Genomic DNA, 25,659 nt, shown 5'->3' on the forward strand with positions numbered 1-25,659 from the left:
TCAACCTCCATTAATATACTGTTTGTTTATATAAGAAACCTTCGTCAAATGGGCGATGTTCTGGTTGTATTGCTTCAATAGGGTCAACTAACATAAATTTTTCGTCTTCATATGCTTCAGAATCTTCATTATACAAATCAATGGCTTCTCTATATTGCTCTGTACATATATTTATATACTCTTCTGACTGTAATATACCATCTATTTTTAATGAATCTATACCAGCTTCTAATAGGGGTTCTAATTCTTCTATTAAACATATATCATGTGGAGACATAATATGCGTCCCATTATAATCTTCGAACACTGGATATTTGTTATCACGTTCTTCGTCATATAATAATAGTTCATCAGCTGCTAGATTACGTTCAATTTTTAATTGTCGTTCTTGGAAAGTGTAATAGTTGCCTAACAACATACGCTTAGACTGGAACATACATGTCATACCGTGTACTTGTACCTCAATTTCCACATTTGCATTGGCTTTAATATTTAGTATTTCTTCTAAATTCAATTCTCTTGCTAACTGTGCACGTTTAGCACCTTTTTTACCCCAGTAATTACACTGAAAATAATTTGTCACTAACGTTTCAGCATCCCAATTAAGTGGAATTGGATTATCGTGCTTTTTAACAAACATAATTACAGCGGGGTCACCAAAAATAATGCGATCAACGTTGATTTCGTGCAAAAACTCTATATAAGATTCAACGGCATTAAGATGGTAATTATGAAATAGCCCATTTACTGCTGCATAAACCTTTTTATTATTATTGTGCGCCAATTTAACAGCTTCTCTCATGGCTTCTCTATTAAATTCGCCTGCAAGCCTCAGACCAAATTTCTGCTCGCCTATCACAAATGCATCAGCGCCTTTTTCAATTAATATTTCAATATGTTTAACAGATTTGGGTGTAACTAATAATTCTGTCATTATGATTCTCCTTTAATTGAAATTGCTAAACCATCATCTATGTTTAAAAAATTAGTTGTGTAACCTTCATGATTGATTAACCATTCGTTATACTCTATAACTTTTTTAACCATTTGGCGTACATTACGTGTGCGTACTACTGATATATCAGAAACGAAACCGTGGTATAGAACATTATCTGTAATGACGACGCCACCATCTTTTAAAATTGGAGTATAAAGTTCAAAGAATTTCTTCGATTGCGCTTTTGCTGCATCTATAAATATCATATCAAATGTCCGATCATTCACATTATCGAACTGTTCTAATGCATTACCTTCCACCAGTTTCACTTGTTTATTAAACGCATATAAATCTATATTTTCTTTCGCTTTATTTATCATTTCTTCGTCACGTTCTATTGTCGTTACATGAATTTCTTTAGATATCGAAGCAAATTGCATCGCGCTATATCCGATAGCGGTACCAATTTCCAATATGTTAATAGGTTTATGTAACCTGATTACTTGTTTTATCATTTCAAGTGTTAGTCGGTCTACGATCGGGACACTATTTTCCTCGGCAAACGTTCTAAGAGTTTCTATATTTTCATCTGTTTGCTTGTGTAAATTTAATAAATAGGATTGATTATTATCCATTTCTTCATAACTTCCTTTGTTGTAAAATCATACTTTGGATTCAAGCAATAAAATAAATCAGTCATTAAGTGACTGATTAGATAATTTAAACAAAATATTAAATCCTAAATTCAATTTGCGTATTTAATTTTAATAATGATTCACTATAAAACTTTTTCTTTTATGTATGTACGCACAAATTTAACTTTATATATTTTATCACAAACGCATAAAGAATATAAGTGTAAAGTCATAGTGAATACTAAATAAGCAAAAATATATTTGAAAATCCGGTATAAATATAACTAGTTTTAATTGAGTTTAAAATTGAAATTTCTATTGATATTAAAATTGAAGTCGTTTTAGAACATTAATATAAAAAGCATCCCTTCTTAAATTATGTACGGATAATTTTATTATACGAAACTTCATATTTCCTTGTATTAAAACACATAATTTATTATCGTGCTAATATATGAAGGTACAGTATTAAGATTAAATTACAGACTCAACTTATACGCTCAAACTAAACCCTAAACAAGCATACACGGCCAAAGTTATAATATTTTAATATAAAAAGGGCTAATCCATTTTGTTACGGATTAACCCTTTATTTTAAGCATGAGATTTATATCCCAAGCTCTTATGCGTATTTACACTTTAATTAATTATTCTTTATTATTCGTGGTCGTGATCATGATCATCCATTTCAGTATTAACTACTTCTTCAATCATGTCCCATTCTTCATCTGTTTCTACAGGTAAGAATTTACCACCTTCACCATTTTCATCTGGTTCATTGATCATTGGTACCAATTCTATTAAATCATCATCGTCAGATTCTGCGCCTTCTTCAGCAAGAATCACATATTCTTTTTTAAATTCTGGGTGGAAGAATTCTAATACTTTACGATATAAAACTTCGTTACCTTCTTCATCGTATAGAGTAAGTAATTCTTCCTCGTTGTTAATTTCTAATTGAGAATCGTGATTGTGTTCAGTCATAATTAAACGCTCCTTTTTATTGTAATGAGTCTAAATAGCCTTGCAGAATAAAGACTGCAGCCATTTTATCAATTACTTTCTTTCGTTTCTGTCTAGAAACATCTGCTTCAAGCAGTGAACGTTCTGCAGCCATAGTGCTTAAGCGTTCATCCCACATGATTATTTCTAATGATGGCAGTGCTTCTTGAAGTTGCTCCTTGTATTGTAACGAAGCCTCGCCTCGAAATCCAATAGAATTGTTCATGTTTTTTGGTAATCCGACAATTACGGTACCAACTTTCTCTTTTTGTATAATATCTACAAGTTGATTTATACCTAATTCATTTTTTTCTTCGTCTATACGGAGTGTATCTAATCCTTGGGCTGTCCAACCCATAAGATCACTTATTGCAATGCCAACAGTTTTACTACCTACATCTAATCCAATGATTTTATGTTTTAACATTTAATTAGTTAGATTTCTCTTGTAAGTAACTAGAAACTAATTCTTCCATAATATCATCACGGTCTATGCGACGTATTTGATTTCTAGCTTCATTATTACGCGGAATATAAGCCGGATCACCCGATAGTAAATAACCTACGATTTGATTCACTGGATTATATCCTTTTTCTTTTAACGTATTATAGACATTTTGTAACACTGTTTTGACATCTTCTTTTGGAATTTCATCATAATTAAATTTCATAGTTTTATCAAAATTTTCCATATATTATACTCCTTTTGTATCGAATAAAAAAGTACTTAATTCACATTCTACATGAGAATGACTTGAAGTTATAGGGATTTAATGTAATCTTTAATAAATCGTAATGCTTCTGTTATGTTTTCTGGCTGAGTACCGCCACCTTGAGCCATGTCAGGGCGACCGCCACCTTTACCTCCAACAATTGGCGCCATATTTTTTATAATGTCACCAGCTTTTACTTTATCAGTAAGTGTTTTGGGCACAGTCGCTACTAAAGATACTTTACCATCTACATTACTAATTAATACAATCACTGTATCTTGTAATTTTGATTTGAAATCATCCATCGTTTCACGTATAGCCTTAGCGTTTGGCACTTCAACTTCGGTAGCAAGGAATTTCAAACCGTTAATTTCTTCAACTTGGTTTGTAATGTCTCCCATTTTCAGTGAAGTAACTTCTTTATTTTTTTGTTCTAGTTGTTTCACTAATTCTTTTTCTTCTGTTTGCATTTGTATTACTTTATCTAATACTTGGTCATCTGTTTTTACTTTTACTTGAGTTTTAACAGCATTAAATTGCGTTTGTATTGTTTCTAAATATAGAAAAGCTGATTTACCAGTTAAAGCTTCTATTCGTCTAACTCCAGCACCAGTACCAGATTCACTCACGATTTTAAATAGACCGATTTCAGATGTATTATTAACATGAATACCGCCACATAACTCAATTGAGAACGGCGCCATATTTACTACTCTAACTACATCACCGTATTTCTCACCAAATAATGCCATTGCACCAATTTGTTTAGCTTCTTCAATAGGCATTTCTTGGATATTAACTTCAATGCTGTTCCATATTTCTTCATTAACTCTGCGTTCCACTTGATCAATTTCTTCTTGAGTCATTGGACCAAAATGTGAAAAATCAAATCTTAAACGCTCTGCTTCAACCAATGAACCAGCTTGATTAACGTGTTCGCCTAATACTTCTTTTAAGGCTGCATGTAATAAATGTGTTGCACTGTGATTTTTCTTAATTGCACTACGGTCTTTATGGTTAACGCTTGCGGACACTTCTGCATTTGTTTTTACTGTACCAAATTGAATCTCACCTTTGTGTAAGTTTTGACCATTAGGTGCTTTTGTAACTTCAGTTACTGCAATTTCAAAGTTTTCATTACTTACTTTACCTTGATCGGCAACTTGACCACCACTTACTGCATAAAATGGCGTCTCTTTAAGGATGAAGTAAACGATCTCACCAGCTTCTGCAGTATCAACTAATTCGCCATTATAAATGATATCAGTTATTGTAGTAGCTCTGTCCATTACATCATAACCAACAAACTTACTTTCAGTCGTAATTTTCTTCAATACTTCACTTTGCACTTGCATTGATTGTGAATTTTGTCTTGCTTGTCTAGCTCTATCTCTTTGTTGCTGCATTTCAGACTCAAATGTGGCCATATCTACTGTTAAATTTTCTTGTGTTGCAATCTCTTCAGTTAGTTCTACAGGGAACCCGTAAGTATCATAAAGTTTAAAAGCATCTTTACCACTAATTTCATTAGATTGTTCTTTTGCTTGAGCCACAAGATTATTTAAAATAGCAAGCCCTTCTTCCAATGTTTCGTGGAAACGTTCTTCTTCAGATTTAATTACACGTTTAATAAAGCCAGACTTTTCTTTTACATTTGGATAATATGGTTCCATAATATCAGCAACTATATCAACTAATTGATACATAAATGGTTCATTGATATCTAAAGATTGGCTAAATCTTACAGCACGACGTAACAAGCGACGTAATACATAACCACGACCCTCGTTAGCTGGTAATGCACCGTCAGCGATTGCAAATGCAATCGTACGAATATGATCTGATATAACTTTAAATGCCACATCGTATGCATCTTTTTCTAAATATTTTTTCCCTGATAACGTTTCTACTTCACGGATTATTGGCATAAATAAATCTGTTTCATAATTTGTACGTACATTTTGAGCTAATGATGCCATTCTTTCTAATCCCATACCCGTATCAATGTTTTTATTTGGGAGTGGTGTATATGTGTGGTCTTTATTATGGTTAAATTCACTAAACACTAAATTCCACACTTCAAGGAAACGCTCATTCTCTCCACCTGGATACATTTCTTCAGCTGGATCATCTTTACCATAACTATCTCCACGATCATAGAAAATTTCTGTATTAGGACCTGAAGGGCCTTCACCAATGTCCCAGAAATTTCCTTCAATTCTAATAATTCTACTTTCCTCTAAGCCAATGTCTTCATTCCATATACGATACGCTTCAATATCTTCTGGATGTACAGTCACATATAACAATTTAGGGTCCATTGCCATCCATTTCTCACTAGTTAAAAATTCCCATGCAAATTCAATTGCTTCTTTTTTAAAATAATTACCAATTGAGAAATTACCTAACATTTCAAAAAATGTATGATGACGTGCAGTAAACCCTACATTTTCAATGTCATTTGTTCTAATTGCTTTTTGTGAATTCACAATACGTGGTTTTCTTGGCGTTTCCCTACCATCAAAATATTTTTTTAACGTTGCTACACCAGAATTAATCCATAGTAAAGAATCATCATCAATTGGAACTAATGGTGCTGATGGTTCAACCATATGACCTTGTTCTACAAAATAATCGATAAAATTTTGTCTAATTTCACTTGCTTTTAAGTTTTTCATACCTTAAATTCCCTCCATCTCAACTCAAGTTATAACAGTAATTCATAAAAAATGAAAATAAAAAACGCCCATCCTCATAAAAGGGACGAACGTTTCGCGGTACCACCCTAGTTATAAGCATCAGTAAATCTTTATAGACGTCATTGTTAAAATTATGTAATTCAACAGTCTTAACAAATTTACTAACATACACTTATCACTCAATTAGTTATTATGCTTACTGACACAAAGTAGCTTTCAACTATATTCATTGTACTTTTCACCAACCAGTACATCTCTTGGGATAAAACATAGTTTACTTATCTTCATGCGAAGTTATTTATATTGTATTTATTTTCAACGACAATGTCAATCTTCAACGAAGTCATATGGGGAAAACTCTCCCATATTAATCATTGGATTTATCTTAAATATATTTTCTTCAGATAAAATAATATCAGCATCAAAAGAATTACTGACATCATCACTTTCAGTTTCTTCATCATTATTAAAGTACATTTTAAGAAAAGTACACAATTGTGTCATTCTCACTTGGCCATGAGTCTTGAGACCAATATCAAATGCTTGTGGATCTCCTAAGAACACAAGTGACTGTTTGGCACGTGTTAAACCAGTATATAATATGGGTTTTTGTAGCATTCTAAAGTACTGTTTAACCATCGGCATAATAACGATTGGAAATTCTGAACCTTGTGACTTATGGATTGATGTACAATAAGCATGCGTTAATTCCATTAAGTCTTGGCGAACAAATGTAATCTCGTTACCTTCAAAATCAACCACCAAAACATCTTTGTTTAATGCATTTTCTTTAGCCCAGAAGATGCCTACAATAACCCCAATATCACCGTTAAATATATTATCGCTTGGTCGGTTAACAAGTTGTAATACCTTATCACCTTTTCTAAAAACAATATCACCAAACTCAATTTCTCGAGTATCCTGTTCTTTAGGGTTCAAGATATCTTGCAATATTGTATTTAGTTTCTTAATACCTGCAGACCCTTTATACATCGGAGCTAATACTTGAATATCACTCATATCATAACCTTTATTCACTGCACTTGATACTACTTTTTCGACAACAGAGGGTATCTGTTCTGTTGTACAGTTTATAAAATTACGATCATGAAATCTTTGTGTAATATCAATTGCTTCTCCTAGTTTCATCCTATGCGCTAATTCAATAATACTTGAACCATCTTGTTGGCGGTAAACTTCAGTTAAATTCACACGAGGAATCACTTTCGAATCAATTAAATCCTTAAATACTTGACCTGGTCCGACAGATGGCAGTTGATCTTCATCCCCGACTAGTATAACTTGCGCATCGATAGGTACAGCACTCAAAAACTGATGGAATAACCATGTATCAACCATGGACATTTCATCTATAATAATAAGTTTTGCAGAAATCTCATTATCCAAAATATCTTCCGGTTGTGTATCTTGATTCCAACCTATTAGACGATGTATCGTCATAGCTTCCAATCCAGTTGACTCTGACAAACGTTTTGATGCTCGGCCAGTTGGCGCACCTAGGACTACTGGATAATCATCATTTTGATAATCATCATAATCTAATGACAAACCATGCAACTCTGCATACAGTTCAACAATTCCTTTAATGACAGTAGTTTTTCCTGTGCCTGGTCCACCGGTTAGCAACATGATTTTAGAATTAATAGCTGTTTGCAAGGCTTCTCTTTGAGAATCTGCATATGTTACTTTATTTCGTTCCTCAATTTCTCCGATTTCAAGTAGCAAATCAGATTGTTCAATTTCTTTAAGTTTATTTGTATAACTAAAATTACGGTATAAATTTTGAACGCTTTTCAGTTCTGAATAGTATAGACTTGGAATCGCAACTTCATTTTCTTGTTGGATTAATTTAGTGTCATTGACTAAATCCTGTAACACTTGTTCTAATTGTTGTATTTCTATTAACTCGCCTGGTGGTTGTGACAACATATCTTGTGTCATCTCTAGTACATTATTAGTTGGTAAATAAGTATGACCCTGTTTTATGCATTCTTCTTCTAAGACATAAAGCAACCCTGCTTTAAGACGTTCTGCATCGTTAAATTGAATGCCGACATTACGCGCTAATATGTCCGCCTTATTAAAACCGATACCTTTGACGTCATATACAAGTTGATAAGGCTTGTTTTCAACTACGTTGAGCGTTTCGCCTAAATATGCTTGGTATATAGCCATTGCTAACTTTGGCCCAAAACCCAAATCATGAAGTCGAATAATAATTTGTTCTGTTTCTTGATTACTTGCGATTTGTTCAGCGATTTGTTTTTGTTTCTTTTTAGGTAAACTAGGTACTTTTTCCAATATACTTGGATCATTTAAAATGTCACTAATCGCATTCTCACCTAATTTATTTACTATACTTTGAGCCGTTTTTTTACCTATTCCTTTAAAAAGATCACTTGATAAATAACTTATAATCGCTTCTTTGGTTTGTGGTAACTCTTTTTCAAAAGTTTCAGCTTTTAATTGTTTACCATATTTCGCATGTGTAACTACTTGCCCTTTAAATGTATAAACGTCACCTTCTGCAATATCTGGAAAAAACCCTACAATTGTAGGCATTGAATCGAATGTCTCGTTGGATTCAATTGTATCAACTTTTAAAACCGTATAAAAATTTTCTTTGTTTTGAAACAAAATCGCATCAACGGTCCCTTTAATCATTGAATTATTAAATAGTGTAGGGTTTTCCATAAGTTATTCCTCCTCTGCGATAGATTTAAAAGTTTTAATAGCATGATGGCTCATGACATGATCTGGATTAGCATCGACAGCCGCTTCAAAGTGACGAATAGCTTCGTCAGTATTCTCCGTTTGCATATAAGTCGCTAAACCTAGATTATAAAGCGCATCTGCATGTTTTTTATCGATTGTTAATACTCGGTTTAGCTGGTCAATAGCTGGTTCAAACATTTCTAAATGACATAACACAAGCCCGTATTGGAATTGTACCTCAGCATCATCACGGTCATCTTGTTCCGCTGCAGTCATTAGGAATGGTAAAGCTTCGTTAAATGCTTCTAGTTGATTGAAAGACATTCCAATCATGTAATTTGTATCAACTTTATCAACGTTAAATTTCAGCGCTTGTTGGTATAATTTTATCGCTTCATTAAAACGACCTTCATTGTAATATACATTACCTAAATTATAATAAATTGCACCGTTTTCCGGATCTAAAGTGATTGCTCTTTGAAAGAATTTTTCAGCTTTTTCTACTTCTCCCGCTTCAGCCAATAATATTCCGGCATTTATGTAATTTTCAACTTCTTTTGGACTAGCTTCTATATTTTCAAATAATGCTTTAAGTGCTTCTTCAAAGTTACCCTGTTTAATTAATTTATATATTTGCTCTTGATTCAACTTTAACCCTCTTTTCTGACTATTAATTATAACATTTACTCATTTTTTTGAAATATTAATTTTAAAAAAAGAAATCGCTAGATACTATATTATATAGTCTACTAACGATTTCTAAATAATACTTCATCTTTTGGTTTATAAAACGTAACTTAATTGTCCAGATTCTTTGAAAACATCATCAATTGTAGCACCACCAAGACAGACATTCCCATCATATAGCACAACAGATTGACCAGGAGTAATCGCACGAACAGGTTCATCGAATACTACTCGAATTGCGTTATCACTCTCTTTTTGCACAAATACTTTAGTATCTTTTTGGCGGTATCTGAATTTTGCAGTACATTCAAATCCATTTTCCAAGTCAATATCATTTACAAATGAGATATCTGATGCAATCAAGTAGTCACTGTACAATGCTTCATGGTGGAAACCTTGTTCAACATATAATACGTTGTCATTTAAGTTTTTACCAACTACAAACCATGGATCACCGTCTCCACCAATACCTAGGCCATGACGTTGTCCGATTGTATAATACATTAATCCAGCATGCATACCGATTTTTTCACCTTGTAGTGTTCGCATTTCTCCAGATTGTGCTGGTAAATATTGTGAAAGAAATTCTTTGAAATTACGTTCTCCAATAAAACAAATACCTGTTGAATCTTTCTTTTTAGCAGTTGCTAAATTTTGTTCTTCAGCAATACGACGTACTTCTTTTTTATCGATATCACCTATTGGGAACATTACACGAGATAATTGATCTTGTGATAATTGATTTAAAAAATAAGTTTGATCTTTATTGTTATCCACGCCTCTTAACATTTCAACGTGGCCATCCTCATGACGACGCACACGTGCATAATGACCTGTGGCAACATAGTCAGCACCGAGTTTTAATGCGTGTTCTAAAAATGCTTTGAATTTAATCTCTTTATTACACATTACATCAGGGTTTGGGGTACGTCCTTTTTTATATTCATCTAGGAAATACGTAAATACTTTATCCCAGTATTCTTTCTCAAAATTCACTGCATAGTATGGAATATCTAATTGATTGCATACTGCGATGACATCATTATAATCTTCAGTAGCTGTACATACGCCATTTTCATCAGTATCATCCCAATTTTTCATGAATATACCTATGACATCATAACCTTGTTCTTTTAACAAATGTGCTGTAACGGAACTATCTACGCCACCAGACATCCCAACAACAACTCGTGTATCTTTATTTGACACTTACACGTCCTCCTTAAATTTATGATAAATTTTATGAATTTCTGTAGCTATATATTTTATTTCTTGTTCAGTTGTTTGTTCGTTAAAACTAAATCTTACAGAATGTTTTGCTCGATTATCTTCTTCATCATACATTGCTTGTAATACATGTGATGGTGTTGTAGTCCCTGCAGTACAAGCTGAACCTGATGAAACATATATATTGGATAAATCTAATAAAGCCAGCATTGTTTCTACATCTATAAATGGTAAATATAAATTTACAATGTGACCAGTTGAATCTGTCATAGAACCATTTAATTCAAATGGGATTGAGCGTTCTTGTAATGAAACTAAGAATAAATTTTTAAGATTCATTAAATGTACATTGTTTTCGTCTCTATATTGGTTTGCAAGCGTAACAGCTTCAGCTAATCCAACAATTTGCGGTAAATTTTCAGTACCAGCTCTACGTTTAGCCTCTTGTTCTCCACCTAATTGTTGATATTTTAATGAAGTACCTTCTTTTAATAGTAGTATGCCGACGCCTTTAGGACCACCAAATTTATGTGCAGTAATGCTCATAGCATCAATATCAAATTCATGAAAATCTATTTCTAAATGACCAATCGCTTGTACTGCATCAACATGAAACAGTGCATTGGATTTACCAATAATTTCTTCAATATCGTACATTGGTTCGACAGTACCTACTTCATTATTAACAAACATGATTGAAACTAAAATCGTCTGTTCTGTAATAGCATTTTCTAATTGCTGAAGGTTTATTATACCTTGTTTATCAACATCTAAATATGTGACTTCAAAACCTTCTTTTTCTAGTTGCTCAAATACATGGAGTACAGAATGGTGCTCAATTTTGGAAGTGATAATATGTTTTCCTCTGTGCATCTGGTCATAAGCCATCCCTTTAATAGCAGTGTTATTAGATTCTGTCGCACCGCTTGTAAAAATCACTTCACTTGGTTTTGCGTTAAAAGAAGATGCAATTGTACGACGTGCTTCATCTAAATACTTTCGTGCATCTCTTCCTATACTGTGAATGGAAGACGGATTACCATAATGAACAGAATAAATATCCATCATTTTATCAATTACTTCTTGCTTAACTGGTGTTGTAGCAGCATAATCTGCGTATACTTCCATGCTTGACACTCCTTAAATTTTTATCAATGTTCCAATGATAGCACCATATAATTAATTTTTCTAGTTGTCTGTTTCAAAATGACCATTTTCATCAATATCTTTAAAATCCTCTAATAATTTCATAGTGTTTTTAATATCTGATGGTTGTTTACTATTCAATGACATATTTTGCAATCGCTTATCATTAATATGCCAGTGCGTAGCAGTGATTTTTGATTGTAAATACTGATCATGTGTAACGATAAGTACTTGACCTTGAAAACTTTCAATCATTTTTAATATTAAATCTTGTGTAGCTATATCAAAATAATTGGTTGGTTCATCTAAAATAAGTAGATGTGGGTTAGAGAAATATAATAATACAAACTGTAATCTACTTTTCTCACCCATGGATAAAAATGCGATAGGTTGATTAATTTTTTCCTTATTAAAATCAAAAGAAGCTAAAATCGTTTGCGCTTCACTACGAGTTACACTGTCCAATGCCATCACCATGTCCAATGGACTGCTGTTAAAGTTCAAGTTGTTATTTTGCTGATCAAAACTAGCCATTTTAAGCGATGGTGTAATATATATATCACCTTTATCCGGTTTTATATCTTGTTTAATCATTGCGATAAATAATGATTTGCCACTACCATTCGGACCCGTTAAAAGTATATTTTCTTTATTTTTCATTTCAAAGTTAGCATTCCTATAAATTTCCTGTCGGTTTATAGTTATACTAACATTTTCAAATCTTATTAAGCTGCGCTTTCGTAAACGCGTTTGCTCATTAAAATGAAAATCCCTATTATCATTTTCGGGTGCTTCAATTTGTTTTTCATTAATATTTTGTTTTAGTTGTGATTCCTTTACTTTAGCTTTTTGAGCTAATTTACTTAATCTTTTTTGTTGTATTGGATCGCGCACACTAGTTGATTTTTGTGAAGCTGAGTGCCATTCATTCACTCGTCTAATAGTCGCTTCAAGTGCTATGATTTCTTTTTGTTGTTTTTCATAAGCGTTGACTTGTGATTGATGAGCCAAATCTACAACTTGTTTATAATGATCATAATTACCTTGAAATTTTCTCGTTCCGTTACGCGTTATTTGATAAATGTGTGATGCCGTTTGATTGATGAAACCTCTGTGATGAGACACAAAAACGATAGTCTGTTTAGATTTATTTATATTCGTTATCAAATTATCTAGCATTGTCATATCAAGATGATTAGTAGGTTCATCAAGTAATATTAACGATTTTTTTGATAAGAATGCTTTTAATATCGCTACACGTGTTTGCTGTCCTCCGCTAAGCGACGCAATCTTTTTATCTAAGTCGATTTCCGTTAAATCAAATAATTTTGCTTGCGTAATGATTTCTTGTTCAAATTCATAGCCTTCCAATGCAACGTAATCACTTATTTTTTCATAATTATATCGTATTTCTTTTTTCAATTGAGCTAATTGTGGTTTTAGAAATAGGATAAAATCCATTGCTGTCATCTCATAATAATCAGTCATATCTTGTTCCATTAAATAAGCACTTTCTTTATAGGTATCCTTAAGCGCATGCAAGAGTGTTGATTTTCCAACACCATTATCTCCTAAAAATGCAATATGTTCTCCTTCTTCTATCTCAATTAGCACCTTATCAATCAGCATTCGTCCATACTGTTCAAATGGTTTTTGTTCATAATAAAAAGACATATCAATTCCTCCACTTTTAGGACATGACATATCTTTACCGTGTTATATATTACTTTGTATGTGGTTGTTTAAGTATTTTCACGTAATTTAGACAGGGTCATATCCCATAACTTTTATTTATATTTAATTGGTTTGTATATTTCTTATGAGATTTATCCATTGTCTTAATTAAGCCACCTAACGTTTTAATTTTGTATAAGTATAACAATGAGCAATTTCTTACGCAAGTTTTAAATCGCCTGTTATACTACTTTGTATTAACAAGCTCAAGGAGGATTACGATATAAAATGAACAATTTAAAATTATCTGCGCTTAACTTAGTACCAATCCGCGAAGGTCAAGATGATCAAGCAGCAATCAAAGATATGGTTAAACTTGCGCAAGATTTAGAAGCACTTGAATTCGAACGTTATTGGATAGCTGAACACCACAACGCTCCTAATCTAGTTAGTTCGGCAACTGCATTATTAATTCAGCACACACTAGAACACACTTCAAAAATACGTGTCGGTTCTGGTGGTATTATGTTACCAAATCATGCACCATTAGTTGTTGCAGAACAATTTGGAACAATGGAAACTGTTTTCCCAAACCGTGTAGACCTTGGATTAGGACGTGCGCCAGGAACAGACATGATGACTGCTAGCGCCTTACGTAGAGATCAACATAACGGCGTTTATGAATTCCCTGAAGAAGTTGAACAACTTGCAACTTACTTTGGCCCAGCTAATCAGCAAGGATATGTACGTGCCTACCCAGCTGTTAATAAGCAAGTACCACTTTATATACTTGGTTCATCTACTGATTCCGCGCATTTAGCCGCACGTAAGGGGCTACCTTATGTCTTTGCTGGCCATTTTGCACCGCAACAAATGAAAGACGCGATTCAAATATATAAAGAACTTTTTGAACCATCTGATATATTAAGTGAACCTTATGTTATTGTTTGTCTCAATGCTATCGTTGCAGATACAGACAAGCAAGCTGAATACTTAGCAACAACACAAGCACAAGTTATGGTAAGTATCACAAGAGGTAGAATGCAACCTGTGCAACCACCAACTGATGATTTAAAAGGGCTTTTAACACCTACAGAATATGAAATTGCAAAACAAAGAATGCAACAATCCTTAATCGGGTCTGAAGAGACAGTTAAAGCTAAAATTCAAGACTTTATCAAAGAACACGGTGAAATAGATGAACTGATGGCGATTAGTTATATTTATGATCAAGACGCACAGTTAGATTCTTATAAAAAACTAAAAACAATTGTCGAAGAGATATAATTTATTAAATAAGCCAAGACTTTTCACAATTCAATGTTTAATATTCGTCCAAACAGTAATTAAGTGGATGAATATATGAAGTATAAACATTAACGTTTTAATTACTTTATCAATTTTTATATTTTTAAATTCATCTTAGTCAAATTTCAAAATATAAAATTTAGGTTATTAAGGTTAAATTGACACACGCTATATTATTGTGCTTCGCAAATCGTCACAACTTATCATAAAAATTAATGCCTACTAAACAATGGAAAGCTTAAACCTAGCCCTTATCCACTGTTAGTAGGCATTATTATTAATGTTTAAATTGCAAATAAAAAGGGGCAGGACAATATTATGCCCTAACCCTCTTTTAAATAATTTTGTTTCCACAAATATTATTTTTTATCGTCTTTTTTGTCATCTTTTTTATCATCATCACTGCCGCCAGTGAATTTATCGATTTGTTCTGATGCTTGTTTTGCTTTTTCATTATCTGTATCTTTTAATTTATCTGATACATTTTTTGCAGTTTCTTTTGCTTTATCTAAAAAGTTTTCAGCCATTTAAAATCTCTCCTTTAATAGTCATTAACTATAGATTATTTTTTAAATTTATCAATAACATCATTAGCTTTATCTTTTGCATTTTCTACAAATTCTTTAGCTTTACCAGAAGTTTTATCTTCTTTACCTTCGTTTTCTAAGTCTTTGTTATCAGTAACGTTACCTAATGTTTCTTTCACATTACCTTTTGCTTGTTCTACTTTGTTTTCGTCTGCCATGTAATTTACCTCCTTGATGGTGTATATATATTGTACATACCACTAATTTTAATAAATAAACATCTCAAACATTGATTAATAAATATTTTTTAAAATTGTTATAGCATCAATACAAAACTATATTTCGGTATAATTTAGATATAGAACATATAGCCATCTAAATTATTTGTATCTTTATATTCTGCTAAATATTTTAATGATGTATTATCTAGCACATCTCTTACTGCGTCTCTCATTCTAATCCAAAGTTGTTTTTGAGCAGGTGGTTCTGAATCAATACTTTCAACGAATGTGATTGGACCTTCTAATAAACGAATAATGTCACCCGCTGTTATCTCTTCAGATGGTACTCTTAACTGGTAACCACCTTTTGCACCACGAACACTTCGAATTAACCCGGCATTTCTCAATGGACCGACTAATTGCTCTAAATACAAATCGCTCAAATTATTTTCTTCCGCAATAGATTTTAAAGACACACACCCTTGACCTTCTTTTTTAGCAAGAGATATCATTAGTGTTAACCCATATCTTCCTTTAGTTGAAATTTTCATTATATTACCTCACTTAATTCGAATACTATATAATAACATTCTATCACTTTTTAAGTTAATATAGAATTAGAAAGGTGTGAAACATTGTGTCAAACGAACCACTAGCTTCAAGAATGCGTCCAAGTAATATTGATGAGATTATATCTCAAAAGCATTTAGTAGGTCCAAAAGGTATTATAAGAAGGATGGTAGAAACAAAAAGATTATCCTCCATGATTTTTTATGGACCACCTGGTATCGGTAAAACAAGTATTGCTAAAGCTATATCAGGAAGTACTCAATTTAAATTCCGTCAATTAAATGCAGTTACAAATACAAAAAAAGATATGCAACTTATAGTTGAAGAAGCTAAAATGTCTGGACAAGTTATTTTATTATTAGATGAAATCCATCGTTTAGATAAAGCTAAGCAAGATTTCCTATTACCACATTTAGAAAATGGAAAAATTGTGCTGATTGGAGCTACAACTTCAAACCCATATCACGCAATAAATCCTGCTATTCGCTCAAGAGCTCAAATATTTGAACTTTATCCACTAGATGAAGATGATGTCAGAACTTCACTGGATAGAGCTTTAAATGACGAAGAACGTGGCCTAGCAAGTTATAATCCTATAGTGGACGAAGATGCAATGTCCTATTTCACTACTCAAAGCCAAGGTGATGTGAGAAGTGCTTTAAACGCCTTAGAATTAGCAGTCTTAAGTTCCGAAACTACAGATGGCCAACGTCACATTACCTTACAAGACGCTAAGGATTGCTTGCAAAAAGGAGCTTTTGTAAGTGATAAAGATGGCGACATGCATTATGATGTGATGAGTGCGTTTCAAAAATCAATTCGCGGTAGTGATGTAAATGCTGCACTTCATTATTTAGCACGCTTAATTGAAGCAGGCGACTTACCAACAATCGTTAGACGGTTGCTAGTAATAAGTTATGAGGATGTTGGCCTCGCATCTCCTAGCGCGGGACAACGCACATTAGCTGCTATCGAATCAGCTGAACGCTTAGGCTTTCCTGAAGCTAGAATACCCTTAAGTCAGGCCGTTATTGAACTCTGCCTATCTCCTAAATCTAATTCAGGTATCGCTGCTATTGATGCTGCTCTTTCTGATATACGCAAAGGTCATATAGGACAAATTCCTGATCATTTAAAAGATGGACACTACGCTGGCGCTAAAGAACTAGGACGTGCTATCGGTTATCAGTATCCTCATAATTATGATAGTGGATTTATTCCTCAACAATATCTACCTGATAAATTAAAAAACAGAATTTATTATGAACCGAAAACAACTTCTAAAAGTGAGCAACAATTCAAATCGGTTTATGAAAATATTACCCAAGCGCAACAAAAAAATTAAAAATTCTGGATTTAAGCTAGAAAAACAGAGATTGAGATGTCATAATCTCAATCTCTGTTTTTTAATATAAAGTGTTGGATAACTAGAATACTAGCTATAATTTTATATTTTATCTTTAATACGCGATACGGGTATATCTTTTAAAATATCATTAACGACATAGCTGGCGCTAATCAAACCAACTACACTTGGTACAAATGCATTCGAAGATGGTGGGATTTGTCCCTTTCTGGTTGGTGCGTTTGCATCACCTACAGTATCTTTAACATCCTCTCTTATAACTATGGGGCTTTCATCTGAAAATACGACAGGTATTCCTTTATATATACCTAATTTTTTCAATTTACGACGAATGATTTTAGCCATTGGATCCATATATGTTTCAGAAATATCAGCAATCTTAAATCGAGTCGGATCTGTTTTATTTGCGGCACCCATACTAGAAATAACAGATATACCTCTTTCCAAACATTCTTTCATTAAATGCACTTTATACATGATGGTATCACTTGCATCAACAAAGTAATCAATATCATAATTATTGAACAACGCTTCATATGTTTCTTCTGTATAAAACATATGTAATGAAGTTACCTTGCATTCTGGGTTAATCAATTTAATACGTTCTTCCATCAAAGTAACTTTACTTTGTCCAACAGTTGTTGTTAATGCATGTAATTGACGATTCACATTAGTGATATCTACATCATCTTTATCTATTAAAATGATGTGTCCAATATTTGTGCGTGCTAGAGCTTCGGCAGCAAATGATCCAACTCCTCCAACACCTAAAATCACCACAGTTTTCTGTTTTAATAATTCTAAACCTTCTTGGCCATAAGCCAATTCATTTCTTGAAAATTGATGTTTCATGCCATTCTCCTTAATAATAAAAGCGATTAAATATAGTTTTTCGTTTAAAATTCTGTTTCTATTATTGAATTTAATACATTTATTTTATTTCAATTTAATTAAAAATATCAAGTTTTGTATTTTATATCAAAAAAATACGCAAGACCGAAGTCTTGCGTACCGATAGAGTCCATAAGTGCCGTAGTTATAAAATGCTTGATCATTCGGCCTGCTTAAAACAGGTGGGTGCCCTGTTTCTTGTTTTGCAAGTCCTCCTAATGAGGCGTGTGCGCTGCAAGAAAACCCATTGGGCTCCCGGATCAAAGTGTGTTAGGCCCAAATATAAAGCAAACATACGAACACTACAGATGACTATCTTATGGGATTAATAATAACACAATATTTGAAATTAGCAAGAATAAAAGCTTATAACAAAAATTAATGTCTAATTCGTAATGATAATTCTTCTAATTGGCTTTCAGAAACTTCACTTGGTGCATTTGTTAATAAACATGTAGCTGAAGCCGTTTTAGGAAACGCAATTGTATCACGTAAGTTTGTACGACCTGTTAATAACATTACTAGACGGTCTAAACCAAGTGCGATACCGCCATGTGGTGGTGCACCATATTTGAATGCATCTAGCAAGAATCCAAATTGTTCTTGCGTCTGTTCCTCGGTAAAGCCTAGTACTTCAAACATTTTAGTTTGTAAATCATCATTATGAATTCTGATAGATCCGCCACCTAATTCATAACCATTTAATACAATATCATAAGCGTTAGCTTGTGCATTTTCAGGTTCAGTATCTAATTTAGCGATATCTTCTTGTTTTGGTGCTGTGAATGGGTGATGAGCTGCAGTATAACGTTTTAAGTCTTCATCATATTCTAATAAAGGCCAATCTGTTACCCATAGGAAGTTTAATTTAGATTCATCAATTAAATCTAATTCTCTAGCTAACTTAAGACGCAACGCACCTAAACTCTGTGCAACAACACTTGGTTTATCTGCTACGAACAATACTAAGTCACCTGGTTGCGCTTCAGTTAATGTTTGTAGCTTAGTAACATGGTCTGCTTCAAAGAATTTAGCAATTGGGCCGTTCACACCTTCATCAACGACTTTCACCCATGCTAAACCTTTAGCACCATAAATATTTACAAATTCAGTTAAACCATCAATATCTTTTCTTGTATATTGATCTGACGCACCTTTCGCAACTATCGCTTTAACTTGACCATTATTAGTCACAGCATCTTTAAACACTTTGAAATCCATGATTTCTCCTAATTCTGATACATCTATCAATTCCATATCAAAGCGAGTATCTGGTTTATCTGAACCAAAACGTTGCATTGCTTCATCATACGTCATTCTAGGGAATGGTCTTGGAATTTCAACATCTTTTACATATTTCACTACATTTTGTAGCATTTCTTCTCCCATTTCCATAACGTCTTCTTGATCTACAAAGCTCATTTCAATATCGACTTGTGTAAATTCAGGCTGGCGATCGGCACGTAAGTCTTCATCACGGAAACATTTTACGATTTGATAATATTTATCGAAACCGCCAATCATTAATAGTTGTTTAAAAAGTTGAGGTGACTGAGGCAATGCATAAAATTCACCGTCATGTACACGTGAAGGTACCAGATAGTCACGTGCCCCTTCAGGTGTTGACTTAGTTAATACAGGCGTTTCAATATCAAAAAAGCCTTCTTTATCTAAGTATTGTCTGATTGAACGTGTAGTTTGGTGTCTCATTTTAAATGTTTGTGCTAATTCTTGACGTCTTAAATCTAGATATCTATATTTTAATCTGATATTTTCATCCACGTTTTGATTTTCTTCATTCAACGCAAATGGAGGTGTTTCTGCTTTGTTTATAATTTCAATTTCTGAAACTTGTACTTCTACTTGACCTGTAGCAATTTTCGGGTTCACTGTTTGAGGATCACGTTTTTTTACGATACCTTTAACTTGAACTACATATTCAGATCTCACTGTTTCAGCTATTTTTAATGCCTCTTCAGAAAAATCAGGATTAAATACGACTTGTACATATCCTTCACGGTCTCTTAAATCAACGAAAATGAGACCACCTAAATCTCTACGGTTGTGGACCCAACCTTTTAATATTACTTCTTGGTCTAATAATGATTCAGTTACTAAACCGCAGTATGTTGTGCGCTTACTCATGATATCTTCTCCTTAGTTTTTAAAATAATTTATGATTTCATCTAAACGAATAGTTTCACTTTCACCTGAAAGCATATTTTTAACATTTATTTTATTATTTTCTAATTCTTGCTCACCGATAACAATAGTATAGTTTGCTTTTAATCTATCGGCTTGTTTCATTTGCCCTTTAACCTTACGTTGTAAATAATCTTTATCCGCTTTAATCCCATTTCTACGTAAATCATTAAGTAATTTCACTGCATAACGATCCGCTTCTTCACCCATAGTTACGATAAATAAATCAAAATCATGATTAACATCAAGTTCGATTTGCTCTTCATCTAATGCTAGTAATAACCTTTCTATACTTAATGCGAATCCAATACCTGTTTGACTTGGTCCATCTAATAATTCAAGTAAACCGTTATAGCGTCCACCGCCACATAACGTTGTGATCGCACCATCATAATTTGGATTATCAATCATTAATTCGAATGCTGTATGTGTATAATAATCTAAACCTCGAACTAAGTTAGGGTCTTCTACATAAGCTACACCTAAGTCATCCAAATGTTGTTTGACATCAGTATAATATTTTTTAGATTGTTCATTTAAAAATTCAGTAATTCTAGGAGCAGTTTTAACGGCTTCTTTATCTTTGTCAACCTTACAATCTAATATTCTCATTGGATTTGTGTGTAAACGAGCTTTACAGTCATTACAAAAATCGTCAATTACAGGTTCAAAATGTTTAACTAGTGCATCATTGTATTCATGACGTGATTCAATATCACCTATACTGTTAATTACAAGTTTTAAATGTTTCAATCCAAATGATTGGTAAATGTGCATAGCCATTGCTAACACTTCAGCATCTATACCTGGGTCTTCAGCACCAATCGCTTCAACGCCAAATTGAGTAAATTGGCGATAGCGTCCTTTTTGTTTACGTTCATATCTAAACATCGGACCGTTATAATATAATTTAATCGGTTGATTAGGTAAACCTTGCATCTTATTTTCAATATAAGAACGCACTACAGCTGCCGTGCCTTCTGGACGTAGAGTAATACTTCGGTCACCTTTATCTTTAAAAGTGTACATTTCTTTTTGAACGACGTCTGTTGAATCACCTACACCTCGTGCAAATAATTCTGTGCTTTCAAAAATTGGTGTACGAATTTCTTGATAATTATAAACTTCCATTAATTCATCTAATCTTGATTCAATAAAACGCCATCTTTTTGTTTCATCTGGTAAAATATCTTGCGTCCCTCTAGGTATATTTATCATAGAATCTCTCCTTTTATGCAATAAAAAAACCCTTGCATGACTAATAAGTCATACAAGGGACGAATTTCCGTGTTGCCACCCTAATTGATTATAAATGTTATACTTATAATCCACTTCATACGAATAACGCTCGCTACACGGCTTTTATCAAAGCACCTGTTCTTGTGTTCAATTTTTCTAAACTACTATGCATAATTTTTCAGCCATGAATTATGTCTCTTCGCATATTTTGCTACCATTTCGTAAAGAAAATTCAAGAATCATATCGGTTTTAATATAGAATTCATACTTAATAATAACCAGTTTATGAAGATTATGCAACCTTTTTATTCTGAAAAATATGCACGTAAGCCATCTACAACTGCTTTTTCAAGTATATGTCTGTGTAATTGATCCGTAATCATATCTTCGTCAGTAGGATTACTAATGTAACCTAATTCTAATAATACGGCTGGAATGTCAGTCTGTCTCAATACTTGGAAATTTTCCTGTCTAGCACCTTTATTCGTCAGTAATGCTCTCTTTTGCAAACTGGCACTTAATGTTTCAGCTAATGCTTTTTGATTATCTTTGAACCAATAAACTGTACTACCATTTGCTTTAGATGACTTTAGTGAATCATTATGTATACTAATATAAGCATCACCTTTTATATTCCGCTCATCCAAGCTAACGTATTTATCGGTTTCACGAGTCATGTTAACCGTAGCACCTTCTTTTTCCAAAAGTGATTTTAGCTCTTTAGCGGTTTTTAAAGTGTATACTTTTTCGATACTTTTTTTATTTGTATTACTTGATGCCCCCTGATCACTACCACCGTGACCAGGATCAAGTACTATCGTTTTATCTTTTAAAGGTTTGGCGTTATGATTAGCATCTGCTTCAATATCTAAATTTGTATGCCATCCTGCTACCCAACCTTTTTCTTTCTTGTTAGCAGATTCTACTTCTAACCACTTACCTGTCTTACCTATTTTTTGGAAGTTTTGTCCTTTATCGATGTTACTAATAACTGGATAAGCTGAACTTGGACCAGTTCTTAGTTCTGCATCTTCTATAACATAGATACTACTACTATCCTCATCATTATGATTTAAGAAAGAGATAATCATAATGATAAAGACAACAAATGTTACAACGACAATTAGCGCGGGGAAATTTTTAAGCTTATTTTTTTCTAGCCAAGTATTGATTTTTTTCATATGATTTTGCCATCCTGACTTTCATAAATAATTGTTACAGGCCCATCATTGGCAATATTAACTAACATATCAGTTCCAAATTCACCTGTTAACACATTTATTCCATAAGAACGGAGTGTTTCATTTAATTTTTCATATAATTCATTAGCGCGTTCAGGAGGCATAGATTGTGTAAACCCAGGTCTATTACCTTTTCTCACATCTGCATAAAGTGTGAATTGTGAAATCGATAAAATCTCTCCACCAATTTGTTGAAGGTTTAAATTTAATTTTCCATCCTCATCCTCAAATAGTCTTGCATTAAGGATTTTTTTGGCTAATGTAGCTATATCTGCTTCTGTTGAGGATTTACCCACACCCACAAGCAAACAGTAGCCTTTATTTATTTTGTTTTCTATAGAATCATTTGAAACTGAAGCTTCTTTGACTCTCTGGACTACTACCCTCATTTAGTTACACCTCTAATTCCAAACTCTTGTTACAGTATATACATCTCCAAGTTGTTTAATCTTATCTACAACTTGATATACTTCATTCACATTTTTAACCATTACACTGATATTAATCACTGCATTCTTATCGATATCAGAACGTCCAGACACTTTCACTAAATTACTTTGTGTTGAATTTACCGCTTGTAACACTTCATTTAGCAGACCGTTTCGGTCATACGCAGAAACTTCTAAATCTACTTGATAACGTTGGGTCGAATCTTTAGAGCGTACCCATTCTACATGAATCAAACGTTCATTTTCATTTTTGATATTTGGACAATCTGTACGATGCACTTTTATACCATGGCCTTTTGTGATATATCCTACAATATCATCACCAGGGATTGGATTACAACATTTTGATAGTCTAATCAAAACATTTTCAATACCTTCAACATAGACACCACTATCCGTGGTTATATCTTCTTTAATAGGTACTGATTTAGTAATCTCTTGTGCTTCATTTAATGCTTTTTGTTTGTCTAAAATACGTTGTTTTTCAGTTAGTTTATTGACAATTTGCAACGCTGTCACACCACCAAAACCAACTGCGGCAAATAAATCATCTTCATTAGCAAAATTGTATTTATTGTTAACAACTTCGATATTTTCATCTGTTAAAACTGCGTCTACTCTATAGCCTTGGTCTTTAATTTCAGCCTCGACCATAAACTTACCTTTTTCAATGTTTGAAGAACGGTCTTGTTTTTTGAAGAAACTTCTAATTTTACTCTTAGCACTTGATGATTTTACAATTTTCAACCAATCACGACTAGGACCATATGAGTGCTTGCTTGTTCTTATCTCAACAATATCTCCTGTTTGCAACACATAGTCAATCGGTTCAATTTTGCCATTTACTTTTGAACCAATCATTTTATTACCTACTTCACTGTGAACAGCGTAAGCAAAATCAATTGGTACTGCACCGTATGGTAATTCAATGACATCACTTTCAGGCGTAAAGGCATAAACTTTATCACTTTGTAAATCAAATTTAAGAGTTTCCATAAATTCTTCTGCATCAGAAGTAGTATTATCTGTTTCTGCCAATTCTTTGATCCAATTTAATTTCTTATTAAAATTTTGAGACTTTTCAGTAACCTTTTTACCTTCTTTATAAGCCCAATGCGCTGCCACACCATGCTCTGCAATCTCGTGCATTTCATAAGTTCTAATTTGAATTTCAAGCGGATCACCATTCGGCCCTACTACAGTAGTATGTAAGGATTGGTACATATTTTGTTTCGGCATGGCAATATAGTCTTTAAATCTTCCTGGCATGGGTTTCCATAGTGTATGAACCAGACCTAACACAGCGTAGCAATCATTAATGGAATTGACAATAATTCTAATTGCTAATAAATCAAAGATTTGATCGAATTGTTTTTTCTGTTTTACCATTTTCCTATAAATACTATAAATATGCTTTGGACGCCCGTTTATGTCCCCAACAATATGCATGTTCGACAAGTCATTTTGTATTTGATTAATAGCATTTTGAATATATTCTTCTCGCTCACTACGTTTTTTCTTCATAAGATTTACTATTCTGAAATATTGAACAGAATCTGTATATCTCAATGCTGTATCTTCTAATTCCCATTTAATTGTATTAATACCTAGTCTATGTGCTAAAGGTGCGTAGATTTCAAGCGTTTCTTTTGAAATTCGAATTTGCTTTTCTCTAGGCATTGCTTTCAACGTTCTCATGTTATGTAAGCGGTCTGCTAATTTAACTAAGATTACTCGCACATCTTTAGCTATCGCTATAAATAATTTTCTATGATTTTCTGCTTGTTGTTCTTCTTTTGATCGATACTTCACTTTTTTTAATTTAGTTACACCCTCGACAATAACTGCAATTTCTTCATTAAACATACCCTTCACATCATCAAATGTATAAGGCGTATCTTCTATAACATCATGTAAAAAACCTGCAACAATGGTTGGGCCATCTAAATGCATTTCAGTTAAAATACCCGCAACTTGAATTGGATGCATAATATACGGCAAACCATTTTTTCTAAATTGGCCTTCATGTGCCTCATAGGCAATGTGGTAGCTCTTTAACACATATTCATACTCTTCCTTAGATAAATATGATTTTGCTTTGGATAGTACTTCATCGGCACTATATGGATATTCATTGTTCACTTAAGACACCCCTATACTAAATATTAATCGCTATTAGATACCCAGTA

22 protein-coding genes and 1 other RNA gene are annotated in these 25,659 nt (G+C 33.1%); 2 read left to right on the top strand and 21 right to left on the bottom strand.

What is annotated here, in order from left to right:
• Positions 1 to 10: 10 nt before the first annotated feature.
• The 11 genes from ACF91D_RS14795 to sal all read right to left on the bottom strand — a co-directional run bounded on the left by ACF91D_RS14795 (position 11) and on the right by sal (position 13,456).
• Positions 11 to 934 carry a peptidase U32 family protein gene (locus tag ACF91D_RS14795; protein ID WP_039068291.1) on the bottom strand — a complete coding sequence of 308 codons (924 nt, stop codon included), beginning with the start codon at positions 932 to 934 and terminating at the stop codon, positions 11 to 13.
• The gene (locus ACF91D_RS14800) at positions 934 to 1,572 is read right to left on the bottom strand and encodes an O-methyltransferase (RefSeq protein ID WP_039068292.1); all 639 of its coding nucleotides are present in this window, start codon (positions 1,570 to 1,572) and stop codon (positions 934 to 936) included. Before ACF91D_RS14800 ends, ACF91D_RS14795 begins: the two co-directional genes overlap by 1 nt.
• Positions 1,573 to 2,229: 657 nt before the next feature.
• On the bottom strand, positions 2,230 to 2,556 hold the full coding sequence (locus ACF91D_RS14805; RefSeq protein ID WP_017724645.1) for a DUF1292 domain-containing protein: 327 nt from the start codon (positions 2,554 to 2,556) through the stop codon (positions 2,230 to 2,232).
• A 16-nt stretch (positions 2,557 to 2,572) separates the two neighbouring features.
• Entirely contained in the window at positions 2,573 to 3,001 is a 429-nt protein-coding gene (gene ruvX / locus ACF91D_RS14810; protein WP_039068293.1) for a Holliday junction resolvase RuvX, read from the bottom strand.
• Positions 3,002 to 3,005: 4 nt separating this feature from the next.
• Positions 3,006 to 3,266 carry an IreB family regulatory phosphoprotein gene (locus ACF91D_RS14815; protein WP_029377131.1) on the bottom strand — a complete coding sequence of 87 codons (261 nt, stop codon included), beginning with the start codon at positions 3,264 to 3,266 and terminating at the stop codon, positions 3,006 to 3,008.
• 68 nt (positions 3,267 to 3,334) lie between these two features.
• A complete protein-coding gene (gene alaS, locus ACF91D_RS14820; RefSeq protein ID WP_069792179.1) occupies positions 3,335 to 5,965 on the bottom strand; it encodes an alanine--tRNA ligase in 2,631 nt (876 codons plus the stop codon).
• 348 nt (positions 5,966 to 6,313) lie between these two features.
• Positions 6,314 to 8,701, bottom strand: coding sequence for an SF1B family DNA helicase RecD2 (recD2, locus tag ACF91D_RS14825; protein ID WP_039068295.1), 2,388 nt, complete (start codon positions 8,699 to 8,701; stop codon positions 6,314 to 6,316).
• A gap of 3 nt (positions 8,702 to 8,704) precedes the next feature.
• Positions 8,705 to 9,370, bottom strand: a complete 666-nt coding sequence (locus tag ACF91D_RS14830; protein WP_327620576.1) for a tetratricopeptide repeat protein — start codon at positions 9,368 to 9,370, stop codon at positions 8,705 to 8,707.
• A 135-nt stretch (positions 9,371 to 9,505) separates the two neighbouring features.
• Positions 9,506 to 10,618, bottom strand: coding sequence for a tRNA 2-thiouridine(34) synthase MnmA (mnmA, locus tag ACF91D_RS14835; RefSeq protein ID WP_327620575.1), 1,113 nt, complete (start codon positions 10,616 to 10,618; stop codon positions 9,506 to 9,508).
• Positions 10,619 to 11,764 (bottom strand): cysteine desulfurase family protein, encoded by a 1,146-nt coding sequence (locus ACF91D_RS14840; RefSeq protein ID WP_327620574.1) that lies wholly within the window; start codon positions 11,762 to 11,764, stop codon positions 10,619 to 10,621. It lies immediately after the preceding gene.
• Between the two features lie 60 nt (positions 11,765 to 11,824).
• Positions 11,825 to 13,456, bottom strand: a complete 1,632-nt coding sequence (gene sal / locus ACF91D_RS14845) for a Sal family ABC-F type ribosomal protection protein (RefSeq protein ID WP_327620573.1) — start codon at positions 13,454 to 13,456, stop codon at positions 11,825 to 11,827.
• Positions 13,457 to 13,744: 288 nt separating this feature from the next.
• Here sal and ACF91D_RS14850 point away from each other — a divergent pair, with 288 nt between their 5' ends.
• Entirely contained in the window at positions 13,745 to 14,743 is a 999-nt protein-coding gene (locus tag ACF91D_RS14850; RefSeq protein ID WP_039068299.1) for an LLM class flavin-dependent oxidoreductase, read from the top strand.
• A gap of 380 nt (positions 14,744 to 15,123) precedes the next feature.
• Here the strand turns inward: ACF91D_RS14850 and ACF91D_RS14855 are convergent, their stop codons facing one another.
• The 3 genes from ACF91D_RS14855 to cymR form a co-directional block, all read right to left on the bottom strand.
• The gene (locus ACF91D_RS14855) at positions 15,124 to 15,291 is read right to left on the bottom strand and encodes a hypothetical protein (protein WP_172643882.1); all 168 of its coding nucleotides are present in this window, start codon (positions 15,289 to 15,291) and stop codon (positions 15,124 to 15,126) included.
• 35 nt (positions 15,292 to 15,326) lie between these two features.
• Entirely contained in the window at positions 15,327 to 15,509 is a 183-nt protein-coding gene (locus ACF91D_RS14860) for a CsbD family protein (protein WP_017724656.1), read from the bottom strand.
• Between the two features lie 134 nt (positions 15,510 to 15,643).
• On the bottom strand, positions 15,644 to 16,063 hold the full coding sequence (gene cymR / locus ACF91D_RS14865; RefSeq protein WP_017724657.1) for a cysteine metabolism transcriptional regulator CymR: 420 nt from the start codon (positions 16,061 to 16,063) through the stop codon (positions 15,644 to 15,646).
• 86 nt (positions 16,064 to 16,149) lie between these two features.
• Here cymR and ACF91D_RS14870 point away from each other — a divergent pair, with 86 nt between their 5' ends.
• Positions 16,150 to 17,427 (top strand): replication-associated recombination protein A, encoded by a 1,278-nt coding sequence (locus tag ACF91D_RS14870; protein ID WP_039068300.1) that lies wholly within the window; start codon positions 16,150 to 16,152, stop codon positions 17,425 to 17,427.
• A gap of 102 nt (positions 17,428 to 17,529) precedes the next feature.
• On the opposite strand, the gene ACF91D_RS14875 is transcribed toward ACF91D_RS14870, so the two are convergent.
• The 7 genes from ACF91D_RS14875 to ACF91D_RS14905 form a co-directional block, all read right to left on the bottom strand.
• Positions 17,530 to 18,300 (bottom strand): tRNA threonylcarbamoyladenosine dehydratase, encoded by a 771-nt coding sequence (locus ACF91D_RS14875; protein WP_039068301.1) that lies wholly within the window; start codon positions 18,298 to 18,300, stop codon positions 17,530 to 17,532.
• A gap of 162 nt (positions 18,301 to 18,462) precedes the next feature.
• A non-coding RNA gene (gene ssrS, locus ACF91D_RS14880) (6S RNA) lies at positions 18,463 to 18,653 on the bottom strand.
• 64 nt (positions 18,654 to 18,717) lie between these two features.
• The gene (gene aspS / locus ACF91D_RS14885) at positions 18,718 to 20,484 is read right to left on the bottom strand and encodes an aspartate--tRNA ligase (RefSeq protein ID WP_327620572.1); all 1,767 of its coding nucleotides are present in this window, start codon (positions 20,482 to 20,484) and stop codon (positions 18,718 to 18,720) included.
• A gap of 12 nt (positions 20,485 to 20,496) precedes the next feature.
• The gene (hisS, locus tag ACF91D_RS14890; protein ID WP_327620571.1) at positions 20,497 to 21,759 is read right to left on the bottom strand and encodes a histidine--tRNA ligase; all 1,263 of its coding nucleotides are present in this window, start codon (positions 21,757 to 21,759) and stop codon (positions 20,497 to 20,499) included.
• Between the two features lie 326 nt (positions 21,760 to 22,085).
• Positions 22,086 to 22,961, bottom strand: a complete 876-nt coding sequence (locus ACF91D_RS14895; RefSeq protein ID WP_039068304.1) for an N-acetylmuramoyl-L-alanine amidase family protein — start codon at positions 22,959 to 22,961, stop codon at positions 22,086 to 22,088.
• Positions 22,958 to 23,410, bottom strand: a complete 453-nt coding sequence (gene dtd, locus ACF91D_RS14900) for a D-aminoacyl-tRNA deacylase (protein WP_039068305.1) — start codon at positions 23,408 to 23,410, stop codon at positions 22,958 to 22,960. The genes ACF91D_RS14895 and dtd overlap by 4 nt, the downstream gene beginning before the upstream one ends.
• Before the next feature lie 12 nt (positions 23,411 to 23,422).
• Positions 23,423 to 25,612 (bottom strand): RelA/SpoT family protein, encoded by a 2,190-nt coding sequence (locus ACF91D_RS14905; protein ID WP_039068306.1) that lies wholly within the window; start codon positions 25,610 to 25,612, stop codon positions 23,423 to 23,425.
• Positions 25,613 to 25,659: the final 47 nt, after the last annotated feature.

It is taken from the genome of Staphylococcus sp. 231237_7MaSpsaltlick (assembly GCF_043107035.1).